Annotated in this window: 14 protein-coding genes; 6 read left to right on the top strand and 8 right to left on the bottom strand. The window is 65.2% G+C overall.

What is annotated here, in order from left to right; translation table 11 throughout:
* Nucleotides 1-36: 36 nt before the first annotated feature.
* Entirely contained in the window at nt 37-1,845 is a 1,809-nt protein-coding gene (gene lepA / locus A7X12_RS24010) for a translation elongation factor 4 (protein ID WP_064313946.1), read from the top strand.
* A 3-nt stretch (nt 1,846-1,848) separates the two neighbouring features.
* On the opposite strand, the gene A7X12_RS24005 is transcribed toward lepA, so the two are convergent.
* From A7X12_RS24005 to A7X12_RS23990, 4 genes are all read right to left on the bottom strand, one after another.
* On the bottom strand, nt 1,849-2,064 hold the full coding sequence (locus tag A7X12_RS24005) for a hypothetical protein (protein ID WP_064313945.1): 216 nt from the start codon (nt 2,062-2,064) through the stop codon (nt 1,849-1,851).
* Between the two features lie 33 nt (nt 2,065-2,097).
* Nucleotides 2,098-3,912 (bottom strand): transferrin-binding protein-like solute binding protein, encoded by a 1,815-nt coding sequence (locus A7X12_RS26670; protein WP_157105713.1) that lies wholly within the window; start codon nt 3,910-3,912, stop codon nt 2,098-2,100.
* A gap of 191 nt (nt 3,913-4,103) precedes the next feature.
* Nucleotides 4,104-5,033 (bottom strand): beta-carotene 15,15'-dioxygenase, Brp/Blh family, encoded by a 930-nt coding sequence (locus A7X12_RS23995; protein ID WP_157105712.1) that lies wholly within the window; start codon nt 5,031-5,033, stop codon nt 4,104-4,106.
* Between the two features lie 6 nt (nt 5,034-5,039).
* Entirely contained in the window at nt 5,040-5,810 is a 771-nt protein-coding gene (locus A7X12_RS23990; protein ID WP_064313942.1) for a bacteriorhodopsin-like, read from the bottom strand.
* 361 nt (nt 5,811-6,171) lie between these two features.
* On the opposite strand from A7X12_RS23990, the gene A7X12_RS23985 reads away from it, so the two are divergent.
* The 3 genes from A7X12_RS23985 to A7X12_RS23975 all read left to right on the top strand — a co-directional run bounded on the left by A7X12_RS23985 (nt 6,172) and on the right by A7X12_RS23975 (nt 8,121).
* Nucleotides 6,172-6,798 carry a hypothetical protein gene (locus A7X12_RS23985; RefSeq protein ID WP_157105711.1) on the top strand — a complete coding sequence of 209 codons (627 nt, stop codon included), beginning with the start codon at nt 6,172-6,174 and terminating at the stop codon, nt 6,796-6,798.
* Nucleotides 6,799-6,949: 151 nt separating this feature from the next.
* Nucleotides 6,950-7,267 carry a hypothetical protein gene (locus tag A7X12_RS23980; RefSeq protein WP_198162173.1) on the top strand — a complete coding sequence of 106 codons (318 nt, stop codon included), beginning with the start codon at nt 6,950-6,952 and terminating at the stop codon, nt 7,265-7,267.
* Between the two features lie 89 nt (nt 7,268-7,356).
* Entirely contained in the window at nt 7,357-8,121 is a 765-nt protein-coding gene (locus A7X12_RS23975) for a hypothetical protein (protein ID WP_064313940.1), read from the top strand.
* A gap of 63 nt (nt 8,122-8,184) precedes the next feature.
* Here A7X12_RS23975 and A7X12_RS23970 read toward each other — a convergent pair whose 3' ends face one another.
* Entirely contained in the window at nt 8,185-10,659 is a 2,475-nt protein-coding gene (locus A7X12_RS23970) for a TonB-dependent receptor domain-containing protein (RefSeq protein WP_064313939.1), read from the bottom strand.
* 347 nt (nt 10,660-11,006) lie between these two features.
* On the opposite strand from A7X12_RS23970, the gene A7X12_RS23965 reads away from it, so the two are divergent.
* Entirely contained in the window at nt 11,007-13,517 is a 2,511-nt protein-coding gene (locus A7X12_RS23965) for a DegT/DnrJ/EryC1/StrS family aminotransferase (RefSeq protein WP_064314122.1), read from the top strand.
* Nucleotides 13,514-14,557: a glycosyltransferase family 2 protein gene (locus tag A7X12_RS23960; RefSeq protein ID WP_232318669.1), complete on the top strand. Its 1,044-nt coding sequence runs from the start codon at nt 13,514-13,516 to the stop codon at nt 14,555-14,557. The genes A7X12_RS23965 and A7X12_RS23960 overlap by 4 nt, the downstream gene beginning before the upstream one ends.
* A gap of 22 nt (nt 14,558-14,579) precedes the next feature.
* Here the strand turns inward: A7X12_RS23960 and A7X12_RS23955 are convergent, their stop codons facing one another.
* From A7X12_RS23955 to A7X12_RS23945, 3 genes are read right to left on the bottom strand one after another with little or no spacing between them, the layout of a single operon-like run.
* Nucleotides 14,580-15,176 (bottom strand): hypothetical protein, encoded by a 597-nt coding sequence (locus tag A7X12_RS23955; protein ID WP_064313938.1) that lies wholly within the window; start codon nt 15,174-15,176, stop codon nt 14,580-14,582.
* Complete coding sequence (locus A7X12_RS23950; RefSeq protein WP_084446056.1) at nt 15,173-16,372, bottom strand: M48 family metallopeptidase; 1,200 nt, start codon at nt 16,370-16,372, stop codon at nt 15,173-15,175. The genes A7X12_RS23955 and A7X12_RS23950 overlap by 4 nt, the downstream gene beginning before the upstream one ends.
* Nucleotides 16,369-17,133: a hypothetical protein gene (locus A7X12_RS23945; RefSeq protein ID WP_064313937.1), complete on the bottom strand. Its 765-nt coding sequence runs from the start codon at nt 17,131-17,133 to the stop codon at nt 16,369-16,371. The genes A7X12_RS23950 and A7X12_RS23945 overlap by 4 nt, the downstream gene beginning before the upstream one ends.
* Nucleotides 17,134-17,222: the final 89 nt, after the last annotated feature.

The following is a 17,222-nucleotide window of genomic DNA, read 5'->3' as shown; positions in this document are numbered from 1 at the left end:
GGCTTTTCTCTCCAAGCTGCTAACGCGCGCGGAATCATGGCCAACGATATCACCAAGATCCGCAATTTCTCGATCATCGCGCACATCGATCATGGCAAGTCTACGCTTGCCGATCGCCTGATCCAGCGCACCGGCGGCCTGGCCGACCGCGAGATGTCCGAGCAAGTCCTTGATAACATGGACATCGAGAAGGAGCGTGGGATCACCATCAAGGCGCAAACGGTGCGTCTGGAATGGAAGGGCCATGTCCTCAACCTGATGGACACGCCCGGTCACGTCGACTTCGCCTATGAAGTGAGCCGCAGCCTCGCTGCCTGCGAGGGCGCGCTGCTGGTCGTCGACGCCGCGCAGGGTGTGGAAGCGCAGACCCTCGCCAACGTCTATCAGTCGATCGAGCATGATCACGAGATCATCCCCGTGATCAACAAAATCGATCTGCCCTCGGCCGAGCCGGAGAAGGTGCGCGCCGAGATCGAGGACGTGATCGGGCTGGACGCCTCCAACGCCGTTCTTGCCAGTGCCAAGAGCGGCATCGGCATCGACGAGATCCTCGACGCGATTGTCGAGCGCATCCCGTCGCCCAAGGGCGATCCCGACGCGCCGCTGAAGGCGATGCTGGTCGACAGCTGGTACGATCCGTATCTGGGTGTCGTCATCCTCGTCCGCGTGATCGACGGCTCGATCAAGAAGGGCCAGCAGGTCAAGTTCATGCAGACCGGCACGACCCATCTGGTCGACCGAGTCGGCGCCTTCCGCCCGAAGATCGAGCAGCTGGCCGACCTTGGTCCCGGCGAGATCGGCTTCATCACCGCGCAGATCAAGGAAGTCGCCCAGGCGCGCGTCGGCGACACGCTGACCGACGCCAAGAAGCCTGCCCTCGAAGCGCTGCCGGGCTTCAAGGAAGTCCAGCCGGTGGTTTTCTGCGGCCTGTTCCCGGTCGACGCCGCCGACTTCGAGAAGCTGCGAGAGAGCATTTCCAAGCTGCGCCTCAACGACGCATCGTTCAGCTTCGAGATGGAAACTTCGGCAGCGCTCGGCTTCGGTTTCCGCTGCGGCTTCCTCGGGCTGCTGCACCTGGAGATCATCCAGGAGCGGCTGATGCGCGAGTATGACCTCGACCTCATCACGACCGCGCCGAGCGTGGTCTACAAGATGCGCCTCACCAAGGCGGCGGGCGAAGCCGAGGCCAAGGAGATCGAACTCCACAACCCCGCCGACATGCCGGATCCCAACCGGATCGAGGAGATCGAGGAGCCGTGGATCCAGGCGGTCATCTACGTGCCGGACGAGTATCTCGGGCCGATTCTCAAGCTCTGCCAGGATCGTCGCGGCATCCAGAAGAATCTCACCTATGTCGGCGGCCGCGCCCAGGTGACCTATGAGCTGCCGCTCAACGAAGTGGTGTTCGATTTCTACGATCGCCTGAAGTCGATCAGCCGCGGCTATGCCAGCTTCGACTATGAGCAGATCGGCCACCGTGAGGGCGACCTCGTCAAGATGAGCATCCTCGTCAACAACGAGCCGGTCGACGCGCTGAGCATGATCGTCCACCGCTCGACCGCCGAGAGCCGTGGTCGCGGGATGTGCGAGCGGCTTAAGGACCTGATCCCGCGCCATCTGTTCAAGATCCCGATTCAGGCGGCGATCGGCGGCAAGGTCATCGCCCGCGAGACGATCGCGGCGCTGCGCAAGGATGTCACCGCGAAGTGCTATGGCGGCGACGCCAGCCGCAAGCGCAAGCTGCTGGACAAGCAGAAGGAAGGCAAGAAGAGGATGCGCGAGTACGGCAGCGTGCAGATCCCGCAGGAAGCCTTTATCGCCGCACTGCGGATGGGCGAGGAGTAAGGTTTAGCGCGCGTCGGGCGGGGCGGCCGCGCGGCTCCGCCTCGCCGCAAGCACGATTGCGGCCGAGCCGAGCAGCGCGGCTGACACGATCGCGGCCACTCCCAGCAGGCCCGAGGTGCTGATCCGCGCTTCCATAGCCACGCCGCTGCCCAAGCGCAGGCTGGCGGTCGCGCCCGCAGGCGGGGCGAAGGGGGCGTCGCTCGTGCGCTGGTCGGCCATGGTATCAACCTAACGCACGAAGGCTGCCGATCACTAGCGCCGCTTGCCGACGATCGCGCCCACGCCGGTCAGCACTGTGCCTGCGCCCGGCGTGATGAGTCCGAAGGTCGCGCCCAGTTCCTGCGCGGCCGGGCCGTAAAAACTGCCGTTCAGAGCGCCGGAGCTGCCCGGCGTGCCCGCGATTTCCGCGTTGAAGGAGAGCGAGAGGGGCGCGATCTTGCCATTGTCGAAGGTGTAGCTGCCAAGTTGCGAGGTCACGCCGGTTCGCAGGTTGGTGGCTGCGGTCGTCATCGCACCGGTGAAGCTTGACGCGGCAAAGTCGAAATCCATCGTTGCGGTGCCTTCCATCGAGAAGCGATCGGCCGTGGCGCCAGCGCCCACCGCGCTGCCATAGACTCGGCCATCAAAGAGGCCATGGCCGGTCTTGGGCACGTTGCCGCCTGCGGTGTTGAGGCCGAACACCGTGAAGCTGTCCCAGCGACGATCTTCGCCCACTGCGGCATTGGTCATGGAAAAGAAGCTGGCATAGCTCAGCGCGAGTTCGCTGTTGGTGCCGCCGGCATTGTAAAGCTTGATCGTGCGCAGCACCATGCCGCCGAGGCGGTAGGTGGTGAAACGCGCGTCTGATTCCGCAGCGACCCGATCCGTCGTGCCGAACTTGTAGATGCGCATGTCGATGCCGCCGCTGCCCGGGTCGAGGATCAGCGACGAATAAGTTCCAACATCGAGCGCTGCATCGCGGAACGTCGTACCGGTGGCATTGGCGTTGTACAGGAGCTGCCGAGTGGTTTCCTGCACCTCCGCCGGGCCGAACAGCCGGGCAAGCGTTTCCAATTCCGGTGCCGTATTGCCGCGGCGACCGATCAGGCTGCCGCTGAGACCTAGATTGCCATAGGTGCCCGAAAAGGTAGCTCCGACTTCCGCCAGGTCGGGGCCGTAGAAGAATCCCTGCAGCGTACTCGTATAGGTGCCGGACCCATCGAGCTTGATTCCGCCGGTGAAGGCATTTGCGGAAGCGGCGACCAGGCCATCCCCCCTGAACGTCCCCGCGACGAGATAGGGAGGACCCTTCGAGCCGAGCTGGTTGAGCAGCCGCGTGGTCGTTGCACCCTGTAGCGTGAAAGTGTGGGCACCGAAATCCACCTGGAAGGTGCCGGTCCCATAGATGTCGACCACCGCGTCCTTGGTGGCGCCCATCGCCAGCAGTCCGATGCCGAAGCTGGCGGTTCCGCTCGCTGGCATGTCGGCGGCGGCGGTGCGGATGCCATAGGTGAAGGATCCGAAGCGGTTCTGTTCCACACCGCCGGCCGTGTCGAGGATTCGCCAGAAGCCTGCGCCAACATATTCTTGGTTCAGCGCGCCTTGCTTGCCGGGATTGGTGAGGCGCAGGGTCTCGGTCGTGGAACCGTCTTGGCGGTGATAGGCGGCGAACACGACATTGCTGGCAGCGGCATCGCCCTGCGCAGGACCGAACTGGGTGGTAAGCCCGGGGCGGACGATCGTGTAGCTGCCGGTCGGAGCGTCATATTGAACGGTGAGCGTGGCGGTGCCGGGCGAGGACGCGCTGGAACCGTTGCCGGGATAATTGGCAGCGGCCGCCGTCGCCTGGGTCGTGAAGCTCTCGCTTACGCGCAGATCCAACAGCGAGCCGTTCTGCGGTGCCGGTGTCGGTGCGGGCGTAGGCGCAGGCGTGGGGCTGGGCGCGGGGGTGGGGCTCGGCGTTGGCGCAGGCGCGACAGGCGGAGGTGACGTTCCCACCGCGATACCACCGCTGCTGCCGCCTCCGCCGCTGCAAGCGCCCAGCAGCGCGATCGCGGAAGCTCCAACAGCGAGATGAATAGTCTTCATGATTGTCCCCTCTGCTGGTTTCTTAAGTGAAGATGAAGCGATCGAGCAATCGCGATCTTCGGCGTACGGCGGGCGGTGGAGACGAGACGCGATGTTCAATGGTGGCACGTGCCATTCCGGGCGCAGGGCGCCCCTGACGGACCGAGGTATAGCTTGCCGCGCCCGTGCTGCTAAGGCGTTCCACCTTCGCGCTAGGAAGGCGGAGTTCGTTTTGGCTGCATGCCGAGCGCCTCGCACAGCAGATGCGGCGCGGCGACCACCGACAGCAGCTGGAAGGCGAGCGCCGGGTTGATCCCGCGTGCGAGGTCGACGAAGCCCGGGCTGAACCCGGCCCAGCCGATGCAGGCGATAGCGGCGAGCAGGAATGGCCAGGCGTGCCCAACGGCGCTCGCGCCGAATTCGTCGAGAATCGCGACGATGTGGCGCCGCGAATGGAGCAGTGCGAAATAGAGCGGGAAGGCGATCGTCGGCGGTGCGGCGGCGAGCAGCGCCAGTGCGGTTCCCTGTGCGACGGCCCAGCGGCGCGAGCCGGTTTGCCACGCCATGGCGATTGCCACCGCCGCGACGAGCAGCGCGACGGGGGCAATCAGCGTTACCAGTGCGAGGGCGAGCTTGGCGATCGCCGGATCGGTCATCGCGGCAAACAAGGTGGATACCGCGCGCGGCTGTCCCAGCACCGCCGCGGCGATGGGGGCGAGGCCCGCGGCGCTGCGCAGCAGGCGGTCGCGCGGTGCGTCCCAGTCTTCGGAGAAGTGCCAGGCGGCGAGGCCAAGGAAGGCGAGCAGCGCCAGCAGGGGGGCGAGCCACCATGTCAGCGCCATCGCCGCGGCGACCGCGATATAGGAGGCGACGAACAGCACCAATGCGTTGCCCCGCATGCGCCACCGTTGTCGCGCGACGAGCAGGTCATGGCCACCGTGCGGCAGACCGCCGGCGAGCATCAGCACCATGCCTGCTTGCGTCGCCAACGTTCCGCTGAGGTCGAGCCCTGCGGCTGCCGCCGATCCGATCGCCAGCACGGCGAGCCAGAAGAGACGAGGCACCGCCCGGTCCTGCGCGAGCGCGCGGGGCCGGGCGGTGCCGTCGATGATCGGCGAAAGAAAGGATGCGCCGGCGGGCATCACCGGTCAGGCAGCGTGCGGCGTGCCGTTGCCTTCCACTTCGGACTTGCGCTGGGCGATCGCGAAGATCAGCAGACCGACGCCAGCCTTCGCGACGAGATCAGCGATCGTGTAGCCGATCTGGATCACCGTCGTGGCGTCCGGGCCGGTAATCTGCGCATAGGGCGCCATGTAGACGATCGGGTAGAAGCCCCAGGATGCGAAGGTGAGCAGTCGCGCCTGCTTTACCAGCTCGCGCACCGCTTCGGGCTGGCGCTCGATCGACTTGCCCAGGCCGCTGAACAGCTCCCACACGATATAGACGAACGGGATCGCAGAGAGCGTGCCCCAAAGCGCGCGGGTGGGAATGTCGGCGGCGATTTCGCCGGGATAGCCGAGGATGATCATCAGCGCCGCGGCGAGGCCGAGCCGCCAGCCCTTCTGCACCGTTTCCTCGCGCGACAGGCGCATCACCAGCACCAGTTCGATCAGTAGCAGCGGCACGGTCAGCAGCCAGTCGACATAACGATAGGCGTCGTTGAACGCGATCCCGGTCGCCGTCACCGTGCCGTTCACATAATGATACGCCGATTCCCAGCTCTCGAAGATCCGGAAGTAATGATAGGCCGCGATCGCCGTGACGAGGCCCGAGATCGTCACCGCATTTTTGTAAGCGGAGGAAACCTGGGATCGGCCGAACCACAGGTAAAGGGTCGCTGCCGCCATAGCCGCGAACGTGAACGAGAAGGCGTTGTAGATCAGCGAATATTGAAAGGGCGATACGATCGCGGTTTCCATCAGGATCCTCCTTCAGACGAATATCGCTTCCGTATGGCTTTCCGAAAGCAACATACGAAGGCTACTTGTTTTTTCACGCCAGAGCGGCGCTGTCTGCTTGGTGCATCGAAAAGACAAATGCCGAGGGGCCGTGCAAATTATGCGCGACGGTACGATAGGTCTTTCGCATGCTAATTAATGTAGTAAAGAATGTGTGACGCTAATCGATACGTCCTTTAGGGACGTGCGTGATTATATTGCAGGTCCACATGGCGGCTGCGAGCGGAACGGGGATTTCCAACTCCGGTATGATTCCCGGACGGACCCGTAGAACCGTTTTGCAGGTCGAACGTTATGGAGCCGAACCTAAGGGAACCCGATCGTGATTGCAGTGCTACCGTCCCTCCGCATCGTACCGCGCCGCGCCGAGGAGCGTTGCGTATCGATCCTGCGGTGGGCGGCGGTCTTGACGATCGGTGGGGGATTGCCGTCAGCAGCCCTGGCGCAGGGATATCCTGCCAAGCAGCTCGGTCCGTGGACCATCGCCGCGAGCAAGGACGGATCGGGTTGCTTCATCAGCCGCGCGTTTGATCGCCCAGGTCACACGACGTTGCTGTTGGGCATGGACCGCGACGGCAGCAACCATTTCTCCGTTCTCAACGAGAATTGGTCGATCCGCCCGCAGGACCGGCTGAAACTAACCTTCCGCCTGACCCAGGGCGGCTACCCCAATCACCAGGCGATCGGCATCGTCGCGGACGGCAAGCAGGGCTTCGTCGCGGCGTTCGATCCCAAGTTTCCGATTTCGTTCGCCGGCTCCAAGGCCTTGCACATTGATCGCGGCGACACGCCGGTCGAGCGGCTCCCGCTCGATGGCAGCGGAGCGGCGGTGGCGGAGCTGAAGCGGTGCGTCGCGGCCCAGCATGGGCCGGCCAAGGCGGAAGCAAGCGATGATGGGATCCCCCGCGATCCCTTCGCTCAGCGGGCAAAGCGAAAGGGCCGTCGATGATGTCAGGTCGTTTCACCCCGTCTCCCGATCGGTCTGACGGACAACAAGCACAGTCGGACCGAATCGGGATTGTTGCGGCCCCGTTGCTCCGGCTTGGTGGCTATGCCTTATTTTTCGTTAACGAGTGAAAGGTCTGTTTATGCGTACTGGTATGAAGTTTGCTCCCCTTGCGATGTTGATGATTGGCGCCGTCGGCCTGAGCGGTTGCGCGACGAAGAAGTTCGTTCGTGAGCAGATCGCCCCGGTCAGCCAGCGCGTCGATGCGCTGGAAACCCGCCTCCAGGAAACCGATGGCACCGCCAAGCAGGCGCTGTCGCAGGCCCAGGCGGCTGCTGGCCAGGCGCAGCAGAACGGTCAGCGCCTCGATCAGCTGAACGGCCGCGTCGATACGCTGGACCAGCAGCAGCAGGCGCTGTCGCAGCAAGTGCAGCAGCAGAACGCCAAGCCCCGCAAGCGTCCGCGCAACTAAGCGGAACCTTGCCGCACCGGCGTGTTGCCGATGCATCCGGGTGGCCGCGCTTAGGGGCGGCCACCCTATTTTCGTGAGCGACTGAATCGATGATCCAAGGCTTTCTCGCGCTGGCCGGCATGGCACTGCTTGTTCCGCCGTCCGCCGCCGTTTCCCCTCAGGATGCTAAGCCGAAGACCGTAACGGCCAAGCCCAAGGCGACTACGCCCAAGAAGGCCCCCGGCAAGGGCAAGCGCCCCGCCGCCAAGCCCAAGACGGTGGCAGACAAGCCTGCGGCGCCGAAGCTCGCGCCCTCGGCGGCGACGATGCGCGTACATGACTGGGTGTCGGCAGCCGGTGACAATCACGGATTGCCCTTCCTGATCGTCGACAAGCCCCATGCGGCGCTGTTCTTGTTCGATGCGAGCGGCAAGCAGCTCGCCGCGGTGCCGGTGCTGATCGGTATCGCCCCCGGCGACGATGCGACGCCGGGGATCGGCGCCAAGCAGTTGTCCGAGATCGGCCCGGCGGAGAAGACCACGCCCGCCGGGCGCTATCTCGCCAAGTTCGGGCTCGCGGTCGGCAAGGAACGGGTGCTGTGGGTGGATTACTACACCTCGGTCGCGTTGCATCCCGTGCCCACCGGTACGGCCGCCCGCAAGGAGAAGCGCCGTGAGCGGCTCGCCTCGCCGACTCCGGACGACAATCGCATCACCTTCGGCTGCATCAACGTGCCTAGCGCATTCTACACGCAGCTGCTGAGCCCGATGTACAAGAAGAAGGGCGGCTATGTGTACGTGTTGCCGGACACCAATCCCATCGAGGACGTGTTTCCGGCGCTGCATGTGCAGACCATGGCCAGCAGCGCGGACTAAGCACCAAAGAAAAGCCCGGCCGCTGCGTAGCGACCGGGCAGGTGTTCTTCGGGGGACGAAGACTTAGAAGTTGACGCGTGCCGATACTGCCAGCGTGCGGCCCTGCACCGATCGCGCCCAGCCGATGCCGGTGGTGGGCATGCTCGCCTGGCTGATGTCCAGAAAGCCCTTGGCGTTGAACAGGTTGGTGCCGGTGAGCGCCACGTCGATCGCCCTGGTGGGGTGCAGGATCACAAAGCCGCCCACCGTGGTGAAGCCAGGCATCTTCAGCTGGTTCACGTCCTGCGCGTAGCTACTGGTGATCGTCACCACGCTGGCGCCGACCGTTGCATATTTGGTGTCGACCTGCGGGGTGGCCTGGAGTGTCCAGGCGGGCTGGTGGCGCGGCTGCTTGCCGGTCTGGGTGGGATCGAAAAAGTCCTTGGTGATCTTCGCCTTGGTGTAGGTGGCGCCCGCCGCCAGGCTGAACGGGCCGCGCTTGATGCCGCCCTCCATCTCCAGGCCATAAGTCCGGTACTTGCGATAGGTCCAGGTCACCGAGCCGTTGAGTAGATTGTGGTCGTCGGCATAGGCGAGGAAGCCGGTGGCGTTGAAGGTGATACCGTTCCGCCGGAACTTCAGGCCGCCTTCGAGCTGCTTCACTGCATCATAGGCCTGGCGGTCCTCGATGATGTCGCCGCGCGCAGCTATCGCGTTGGTGAACAGGATCTTGTCCGCATTGACGCGCCCGCCGCGGCTGTAGCGCGCGAACAGCGCCAGCGGCTCGGCCACGCGATAGTTGATGCCGGCCGAATAGCTGAGATACTTGAAGTCGTAATTCACCGGCGCCGGCTGACTGAGCGGCAGGATCGAGGTGCGCGTTTCCGGCGCGCTGATCTTGCCGTCGCCGTTCATGTCGACGGATCCCGTGCCGACGCGACCGCCACCCAGGTCCGAACCGGTCATCGTGCCGCGGGCATGGCCGGTATCGTAGCGCAGGCTGCCGCCGATCGCCATCTTGCCGAAGTGGTAGTTGATCGAGGCATAGGGCGCGAAGAAGCTGTAATCCACGTCGAACGAACGGCGCAGGCGCGGGCCGTTGCGGCCATAGGCATAGACGCCGTCCTGCGTCTGGGCGACGCCCGCGGCCGAGGTGAGGTTGACCAGCGAAGCCTGCGCGCCGCCGACCACGTCGGTCACCATGGAGACCTGCATCGCGTCCGCGGCGACGGTCTGACTGGCGATGTAGAGGCCGCCGGTAACCGTAAGGTCGCCTCGCCCCACCTTCCACACGCGAGTGCCACGGAAATCATTGGCGAAATGGTCGCCGTTCCGCAGATTGTAGTTATTGACGTAGAAGTTGGAGAGCAGGCCGTTGCCATTTGCGTTGGCCGGCACGAGCTTGCCCGCGTTCGGGCCGTTGGCGTAGGTCGCGACCGCGCCGGTACCGGCGAGCGAATTGGCGACCGTGGCGATCGGCGCGATGGTGCTGGGGAAGCCGCGCAGGAACTGGCCCGAAGCAGTGGAGTAGCGGATGCGGTCGGTCAGCGTCCAGCCGCCCAGTTCGAACTGGGCTTCCAGGCCCAGGGATTTGCTTTCGGCGTGCTGTCCGTCCTTCACCGAGTAGTTGGTCACGCGGTTGGTGCTGTCGAGCCCGAGCATCGTGCTGATGTTCGGCGAAAGCATCGTGTCCTTCAGGATGTCGAAGCCGGGGATGTTGCCCAGCACGGGCTTGTCGTTGGTGCCCGTGAGCGTGACCGGATAGGTGGCATAGCTGGGCGCGCGGTCGTCGAGCAGTTTGGCATAGGCGCGGACATAGCCGTTGGAGAAGGTCTTGGTTACGTTCAGCTTGACCTGACCGCCCTTGAACGAGGTCATGCCCGTCTCGCGCGGGCCTTCGCCGAAGCGGTAGAAGCCGCCGACATGAAAGCGCAGGCTGTCGCTGAGCTTGGCGCCATATTCGACGTCGGCGCGCTTCAGGTCATAGTCCAGGCCTGTGGTGAGCTGCAGCGAACCGCCTTCGGTGTCCCCCGTCTTGGAGATAAGGTTGATCAGGCCGCCCGGCGAACCCGAGGCAAAGGTGGAAGCTGAACCGCCGCGGATCGTCTCGATCTGCGCGAGCGAGAAGTCGGCACGGAAGAAGCTGTCGCCGGCGATGTTGAAGATGTCGTTGAATTCGAGGACCGGCAGGCCGTCTTCCTCGATCTGGACATATTTCGAGCCGCCCGAACCGATCGGCAGGCCGCGCACGGTGTAGTTGTTGTTGCCTTCGCTGATGCCGCTTTCGACGCGGATGCCGGCCATGGTGCGCAGGATGTCGGACAGGCCCACGGGCCCAAGCTTTTGCGCCTCGCTTCCCTTCAGCGAACTGGTGGAGGTGGCGCTGTCCAGTCGGTCGCGGCCCTTGGCCACGCCGGTGGAGAAGACTTCCTTTTCGGCTTCCGGTTGTGCGATTTGCGGGGGTGCCGCATGCTCCTGTCCGGCGTTCGTCTGTGCGAATACCGAAGTTGAAACGGAAGTTGTTGCGACCAGCGTCAGCAGCAATCCAGAAATCTTCACAACTTCACCCTTTGTCGGTTCAAATGCGATCCCACTGCGTAACTTATAGAATGCTGCAGCGCACTATCGTTTGCATTTGCGTGCAATTTAGTGTGTCTTTGTAGGCGCTTAGGTATTTAACCGGAGGTGGGGAGAATAGCCTGTGGACGATGCGGTGAATGCCTGCTTTTGCCTGAAAATCTTGGCGTGTTGGCAGCTTGCGGTGCTCTTTAAAGAACGGTGAGAGGCATCGAAGCGCGGATGCCGGGCTGCCGGGCGCGCACTTTTGGCATTTTACGGTTTTCTAAGTCGGGCCTGTCATGGTGATGCGCGCCGCCCTTCCGGCGGGAGCATCTGGGGAGATGACCATGCAGCGCCTGCCGCTGATCGCGCCGCAGCCGCCGCGGCTGAGCGCGATGACCGACGAACTTCGTGCCATCGAGGCACGCGGTACCTATTCGAATGGCGGGCCAGTGGTGCGCGGGTTCGAAGCGGCTACGACCGAACGGCTGTTCGGCGGGCAGGGCGCTTGCCTGGCGGTGAACAATGCGACGATCGGGCTGATGCTGGCGATCCGCCACGCAGCGGGCCCCCGTGCCGGCAGCGGTGCGCTGGCGCTGGTTCCCGCCTTCACCTTCGCGGCCACTGCCCAGGCCGTCCAATGGGCCGGGCTCACGCCGGTGTTGTGCGATATCGATCCCGCCAATTGGGCGATGCGTGCCGATGCGGAGGCAGCGGCGTTCGATCGCTATGGGGATCGCATCGCCGTGGTGGTACCCTATGCGACCTTTGGCGCAGGCATCGATCTGGCGCGCTATCACGCTTATCATGCCCGCGGCGTCGGCGTGGTGATCGATGCGGCGGCGTCGCTCGGCGCGATCGATGCCGAGGGCAGGGCATTCGGCGCCGGGGCTCCTTTCCCCATCGTCTATTCGATGCACGCGACCAAGGTGTTCGCCACCGCGGAAGGCGGGCTGATCCACAGCGGCGACATCGCGCTGATCGAGGCGCTGCGCTGCATGACCAATTTCGGCTTTGACGGCGGGCGTTCCGCCGAGGGGCCGGGTCTGAACGGCAAGCTTCCCGAGGTGCTGGGCGCGCTCGCCATGGCCAAGCTGCACGATCTGGAGAGGATCGCCGCACACCGGGCCTCGCTGGACCAGATCTATCGCGCGCGGCTGGGCGGCTTCGCAAGCGCGCACGGGTTCGAATTCCAGACGCTGCACGGTTCGCGACCGGCATTGCAGTTCCAGTCGCTCCTGCTGCCGCGCGCCTTCGCGGGGCACCGTGCGGCGATCATCGCGGCGCTGGCCGAGCAGGGGATCGGCGCCGGCCATTATTTCAGTCCGCACCTGGGCGAGCAGCCCTGGTTCCGCAGTAGCTGCGTGATCGATCGAGCGCTGCCCGTGGCCGATGATGTCGCCGGCCGCATCCTGTCGCTGCCGGTCACCGACGGGATGACCGAAGGCGATGTCGACACCGTCTGCACTGCGCTGATCGACGCTTGTCGCGCCGCTGGACTGGACGGACTGCGGGTCGAGCGGCGCGGTCGCACCGTGCATTCCGCGCTGATTGTCGGCGGAGGCCCTGCCGGCACCGCGCTGCTGACCGCCGCGACCAAGGGGGACCAGCTGGTACCGCTCGCCCGTACCGGCTTGGCGATCGTCGAGCGCGACGCGGTGCTCGGGCGGGGCGAGATCGGCAGCTATGCCATCACGTCGGACAGCACGGCGGAAACCTTCCTCACCGCCGTGAAGGACAATGTGCACCGGGACATCGCAGCGCTGACCGAGCACCCCGCCGGCCGCGAAGTGGCGCTCTATGCGGGCAAGCTGGGCGTGCCGCTCTCCCGTTCCACCCCGCTGCTCGAGGCGACGGGCGCGCGCCTCGCCGCCTTGGTCGCGGAGCATGGCGGGGTGGTTGCCACCCGTTCCGAAGTGATCGACGCACGCCGTACGCCGCAGGGCGACTGGGCGGCGCGGGTTCGCAATCTGCTTACCGGCGACGAGCGCATGATGCGCGCCGACAATCTCGTCATCGCCACCGGCGGCTATCAGGACCGCGTCCATGTCGCCGCCGAGCGCATCGCCGGCGCCGCGCTTGGTGTCCTCGCCGGCGATCGACTGGTGCTGGGCGACGACTTCCTCCGGCTGGGCGGTCTCGACCGGCTTCGCGCGCGGCTGGAGAATGTCCGTGCACCGCGGATCGCGATCATCGGCGGCTCAACGAGCGCGATGGCGGCCGCGGTGTTGCTGCTCAAGGCGAGTCCCGCGCTGCCGCTGGGCGCAGGCGCGCTGCGCCTCTACCATCGCCGGCCGCTTCGCCCCTTCTACCGCTCGGCGGAGGAGGCGCATGCCGATGGATTCACCGATTTCGGCCTGGACGACATCTGCCCGCTCAGCGGCTTCGTCTATCGCCTGGCCGGCTTCCGGCTGGAGGCGCGCGAGCTGGTGCTGCGCATGCTGGGCGTCGGCGGGCGCGCGCCCGATCCGCGCATGGCGCTATGTCGGCTGACCGGGGAGGATGACGCTGCGACTCGTGCCGAACTGGAGGCGGCCGACATCGTGATCGGCGCGCTTGGCTATCGTCCGCGTGCCATCCCGCTCTTCGATGTGGAAGGCGTGCGCATCGCGCTGATGGCGGACCATCCGGGTCGGCCGCGGCTGGTCGACCAGCAATGCCGCGTCCTGGATGCGGAGGGGCGTCCCTTGCCAGGCGTCTACGGGCTGGGCCTTGCCTCCGGCCATGTGCCGGACGGGCCGCTGGGCGGCGAGGCGAGCTTCAGCGGCAAGGCCAACGGACTGTGGTTGTGGCAGAACGACATCGGCCGGATGATTGTCGACCAGATCCTTGCCGATCGCGCGCAGGCAGCGGCGTGAGCGGTGCGCCCATCGTCTCGGTGGTGATGGCGACCTATAACGGTGTCCCGCTGCTGCCCGAGACGATCGCCAGCCTTCAGGCCCAGTCGCTTTCCGACTGGGAACTGGTGGCCGTGGACGATTGCTCGCGCGACGAGACCGTCGCGGTGCTGCGCGGGTTCGGCGATCCGCGGATCCGCGTCATCGAAAGCGCGGTGAATGGCGGGCCGGTGGTGGCACGCAACAGGGCCTTTGCCGAGGCGCGGGGCCGCTACATCGCCGGGCTGGACCAGGATGATCTCTGTCTCCCCGAGCGCTTCGCCCGGCAGGTCGCCTGGCTGGACGCGAACCCGGACGCCGTGCTGATCAGTACCGCGACGGATTGTCTGGTCGACGGCAAGCGGCGCCCGGGCCAGTGGATCCGGCCGCTCACGCCAGGGCTGATCGACTGGCTGATGCTGGTACAAAATCCGCTGGTCTGGTCCTCGGTGCTGTTCCGTGCGGACGCCGCGCGCCGGCTGGACCCTTTTGAACGCCCGGACTGCCGCTATGTCGAGGATTTCGATCTCTACCATCGGCTTCGCACGTTCGGCCGGATCGACCAGATCGACGTGGTGCTGACGCTTTATCGCCAGCATGCCGGCGGCGCATCGCAGGTGTTCAATGGCACGATGACCGATCATGCCGAGATGCTGCTGCACGAACGGCACCGCACGCTGCTGGGGGCGGGTGCACCCGATATCGCTGCCCTGCTGGTGCGGCACGTGATGGGCAAGGCACCGATCAGTGACCGTGCGGTGCTGCACCGCCTGTTCGACGGGATTGCAGTGCTACGAGCGCATTTCGCCGCGCAGGCGCCGGAGGCCGCAACGCTCGCGCGCGTCGATCGGGAGATTTCACGCCTCTGGTGGCGGCTTTGCCGTGCCGGCGTGCGTTCCGGCAGCATGCCGCTGCACCATGCGATCGCCGCGCGCCCCGCAACCGCTGCCCTGGGGGATGCGAGGCTCACGGATCTCCTGACGAGCGGCGTAATAGGCGCCGTCCGCGCGCTGCGGTGGTAAGGACGTCGTAGATCGCCCGCAGCTACAACGTCGCGGAGGCCATCAAGGCGCGAGCGTCGTCGGCCAGAAGATCGAAATAATGCAGCCGCGGCGCATCGAAAGTGATCATGTAGAGCCTGCCCTCGACAATGGCGGCGCGTGCCTCGCCCTTGCGGATCAGTCCGTCGGCATCGGTGGCCATGTAGGTGAAGGCGATGCCGTCGCGGCCCAGGAATTTGGCCGGGCGCGCGCCCTGCAACTGGAAGTCGCGGGCGTCGCGGGCGCTGCGATAGGTGCGCTCCAGCAGTTCCGGCAGCTCGGCCGGCAGCGTCTCCTTGCGGAACTTGGGCAGCGGATCCTTGCGCTTGTAGCGCTCGTGCATCAGCGGTTCGCCGGGTTCGATCGCGGCGTAGAAGCGGACCTCGTCGAGCTGTTCGCCATCCAGCGTCCAGCATTCGACATGCTTGCCTGCGCGCGTAGACAGCCGGTTCCAGTCGCGGCTGGGCGTGACCGACAGGATCGAGGCCGCGACCGTGACCGTCTTGCCTTTCTCCGCCAGCTTGTGCGCCATGGCTGGCGCGGAAAGGACGACTATGGCAGCAAGTGCGAACACGCCGCGCAATAGACGATGTCTGGTCATTGGCTTTCCCCCGGAATCAGCATCTTGATCATGCCGGCATCCACCGCATCGGGACGCAGGCGCAAGTAGGTCCGCAGCGCCACCATTGCGGCGCTCGGTTGCCCCGTCTTCATCAGCGAAAGGCCGAGGCCGCGCTGCGCATCCGCCAGTAGGGGATCGAGGGCGACCGCATGAGCGTAGAATTCGGCTGCCGCAGTCAAGTCGCGCGGGTTGCCGCGGGTGCGATAAAGGTCGCCGCGCTTTACCCACAAGGTAGCGGTCCAGCCGTCACTTGCGAGGCTCTTGATCAGATAGTCGCTGGCGCCGAAGTCGTTGAGCTTGATCTGATCGTCGAGGAATTGTGCGAGGTAGGGTGCGAGGGCGGCGCGATAGCGATCGGTGCCGTCTCCACGTCCTGCGCCTTCCGGTGCTGCAAGGGCCGCCAGATAGGCCGCCCGCTCGGCGTCGGGCGGGTGCGAGGCGGCGAAGGCAATCCTTTCGAAATTTGGCTTGCGAAGCCCCTTCACACGGGCCGATGCTTCGGCTTCCTCCATCACATGCTGCCAGACGGCGGTAGCGGCCTGGGGACGAAGCTGGCTGCGGTTGAGATAGGCAATGCCCAGCCAGTCGGCCTCGCGCTCCTGGTTGCGACTGTGCCGATACAGGCCGCCATAGGTAGCGACCTCGAAGTCCCGCAGGTTCTGCATCGCCTGGGGACGCGGCGTCATTGCCGTCAACACCTCCATCCAGGCGACGGAATCCGTGGCGGAACGCTGCGCCTTGAAACCGGCGAGGCTGTGCCGCTTCTCGAAATGGCCGAATTCATGGCCGAGCACCGCCGCCAGCTCGGACTCGTTGTGAACGCGCAGCAGCAGGCCGGTGAAGACCCGCATCGTCCCGTTGGGCATCATGTTCGCGTTGAACACGGGCACGCGCACCAGATACACCCGCACGGCCGCGCACCGGTCCTTGCCCACCGCGTCGCACAGCACCGATTTGACGTACCCGGCAAGTCGTTCGTCCCGCAAGACGAGCGTGGAGGCGGCGAGCCGGCGCTCCTCCTCGTCATCTTCGCGCCAAAGCCCGATCTCGTCGACGCCGTGGGGCTGATACACCCCCGCATAGGGTGGCGGCAGCACCGCCTGCTGTGCCGTCGCAGGCAATGCGCAGAGGCTGCCGAGAACGGCGCAAAGCGTACGAATGCCGTGCAGCCTCATGGCTTGGGCTGCGCTTGCAGCCTGAGCGGCATGCTGCCCGGAAAATCCTTGAGCAACTGGTGGATTCGCTTGTCCGAGCCCTCGGCATCGCGGACGTCGCCGCCCATCTGGGCATCGGCGCTGAGCCACAGCAGATCGCCGGTGCGCAGGTCGACCAGTCCCGCATAGCCTTCATGCTGGCCCGACTTCACTGCCAGTCCCGGCCCGAGCAGCGCAAGCACCTGCAGCACTTTGCGGCCGGTGGAGCCATAGGCATCGCGCGTGAAGAGGAAGAGGCCATAGTCCGCGTCCTTGGCGCCCGGCAACTCGGCCACGCCCGTACCGAGCGACCAGTCGAACACCGCGTTCTTGTTGTCGTTCTTCTTCGTGGGCAGGCGGTTGCCGGCGAAGAACTGGTACTGGATCACCGCGTCCGACACGGCGGCGAACAGCCGCAGATGTTCCTGCAGCTTCTGCGCATCGTCGCCATAGGCTTCGGGCGCGGCGATCACCGTATTGCCCAGATTTGCCTGTGCCTTGGCGAGTGCTGCCTGAAGATTGGTGACGGCCTTGTCGGTCCATTCGCCATTGGGTTCGAACATGCCGCCCGTGGATTGTGCGCCGACGCTGATCGAAGGGCGGAAGACCAGGATTTTTTTGCCGCTGTTCGGCGCTAGTTCAAATCCCTGTCGCGTTGCCGAGCGTTCCTGCGCAGAAGCGGGTGGCGTCGTGCACAGCAGCAGCCAGGCCGCTAATGCGACCGTGCGAACACAGCCTTTCATCGTTTCCCCCTATTCGTCGATCTCCCCAGATCGTCGAAGAAAATCTATGCTTTGTTGCTTGTGCGTATCAACTGGTTTTTGGGGGAAGG

This window comes from Sphingomonas sp. TDK1, assembly GCF_001650735.1.
GTDB lineage: Bacteria > Pseudomonadota > Alphaproteobacteria > Sphingomonadales > Sphingomonadaceae > Sphingomonas.
Note: the sequence above shows the minus strand (reverse complement) of the source record. Positions and strands in the feature narration are given on the sequence as shown.

Bases quoted from the DNA above. Each gene is read 5' to 3' on its own strand.
- lepA (WP_064313946.1), top strand. From the start codon at position 37: ATGGCCAACGATATCACCAAGATCCGCAATTTCTCGATCATCGCGCAC.
- A7X12_RS24005 (WP_064313945.1), bottom strand. From the start codon at position 2,064: ATGGCCGACCAGCGCACGAGCGACGCCCCCTTCGCCCCGCCTGCGGGC.
- A7X12_RS26670 (WP_157105713.1), bottom strand. From the start codon at position 3,912: ATGAAGACTATTCATCTCGCTGTTGGAGCTTCCGCGATCGCGCTGCTG.
- A7X12_RS23995 (WP_157105712.1), bottom strand. From the start codon at position 5,033: ATGCCCGCCGGCGCATCCTTTCTTTCGCCGATCATCGACGGCACCGCC.
- A7X12_RS23990 (WP_064313942.1), bottom strand. From the start codon at position 5,810: ATGGAAACCGCGATCGTATCGCCCTTTCAATATTCGCTGATCTACAAC.
- A7X12_RS23980 (WP_198162173.1), top strand. From the start codon at position 6,950: ATGAAGTTTGCTCCCCTTGCGATGTTGATGATTGGCGCCGTCGGCCTG.
- A7X12_RS23975 (WP_064313940.1), top strand. From the start codon at position 7,357: ATGATCCAAGGCTTTCTCGCGCTGGCCGGCATGGCACTGCTTGTTCCG.
- A7X12_RS23965 (WP_064314122.1), top strand. From the start codon at position 11,007: ATGCAGCGCCTGCCGCTGATCGCGCCGCAGCCGCCGCGGCTGAGCGCG.
- A7X12_RS23955 (WP_064313938.1), bottom strand. From the start codon at position 15,176: ATGACCAGACATCGTCTATTGCGCGGCGTGTTCGCACTTGCTGCCATA.
- A7X12_RS23950 (WP_084446056.1), bottom strand. From the start codon at position 16,372: ATGAGGCTGCACGGCATTCGTACGCTTTGCGCCGTTCTCGGCAGCCTC.
- A7X12_RS23945 (WP_064313937.1), bottom strand. From the start codon at position 17,133: ATGAAAGGCTGTGTTCGCACGGTCGCATTAGCGGCCTGGCTGCTGCTG.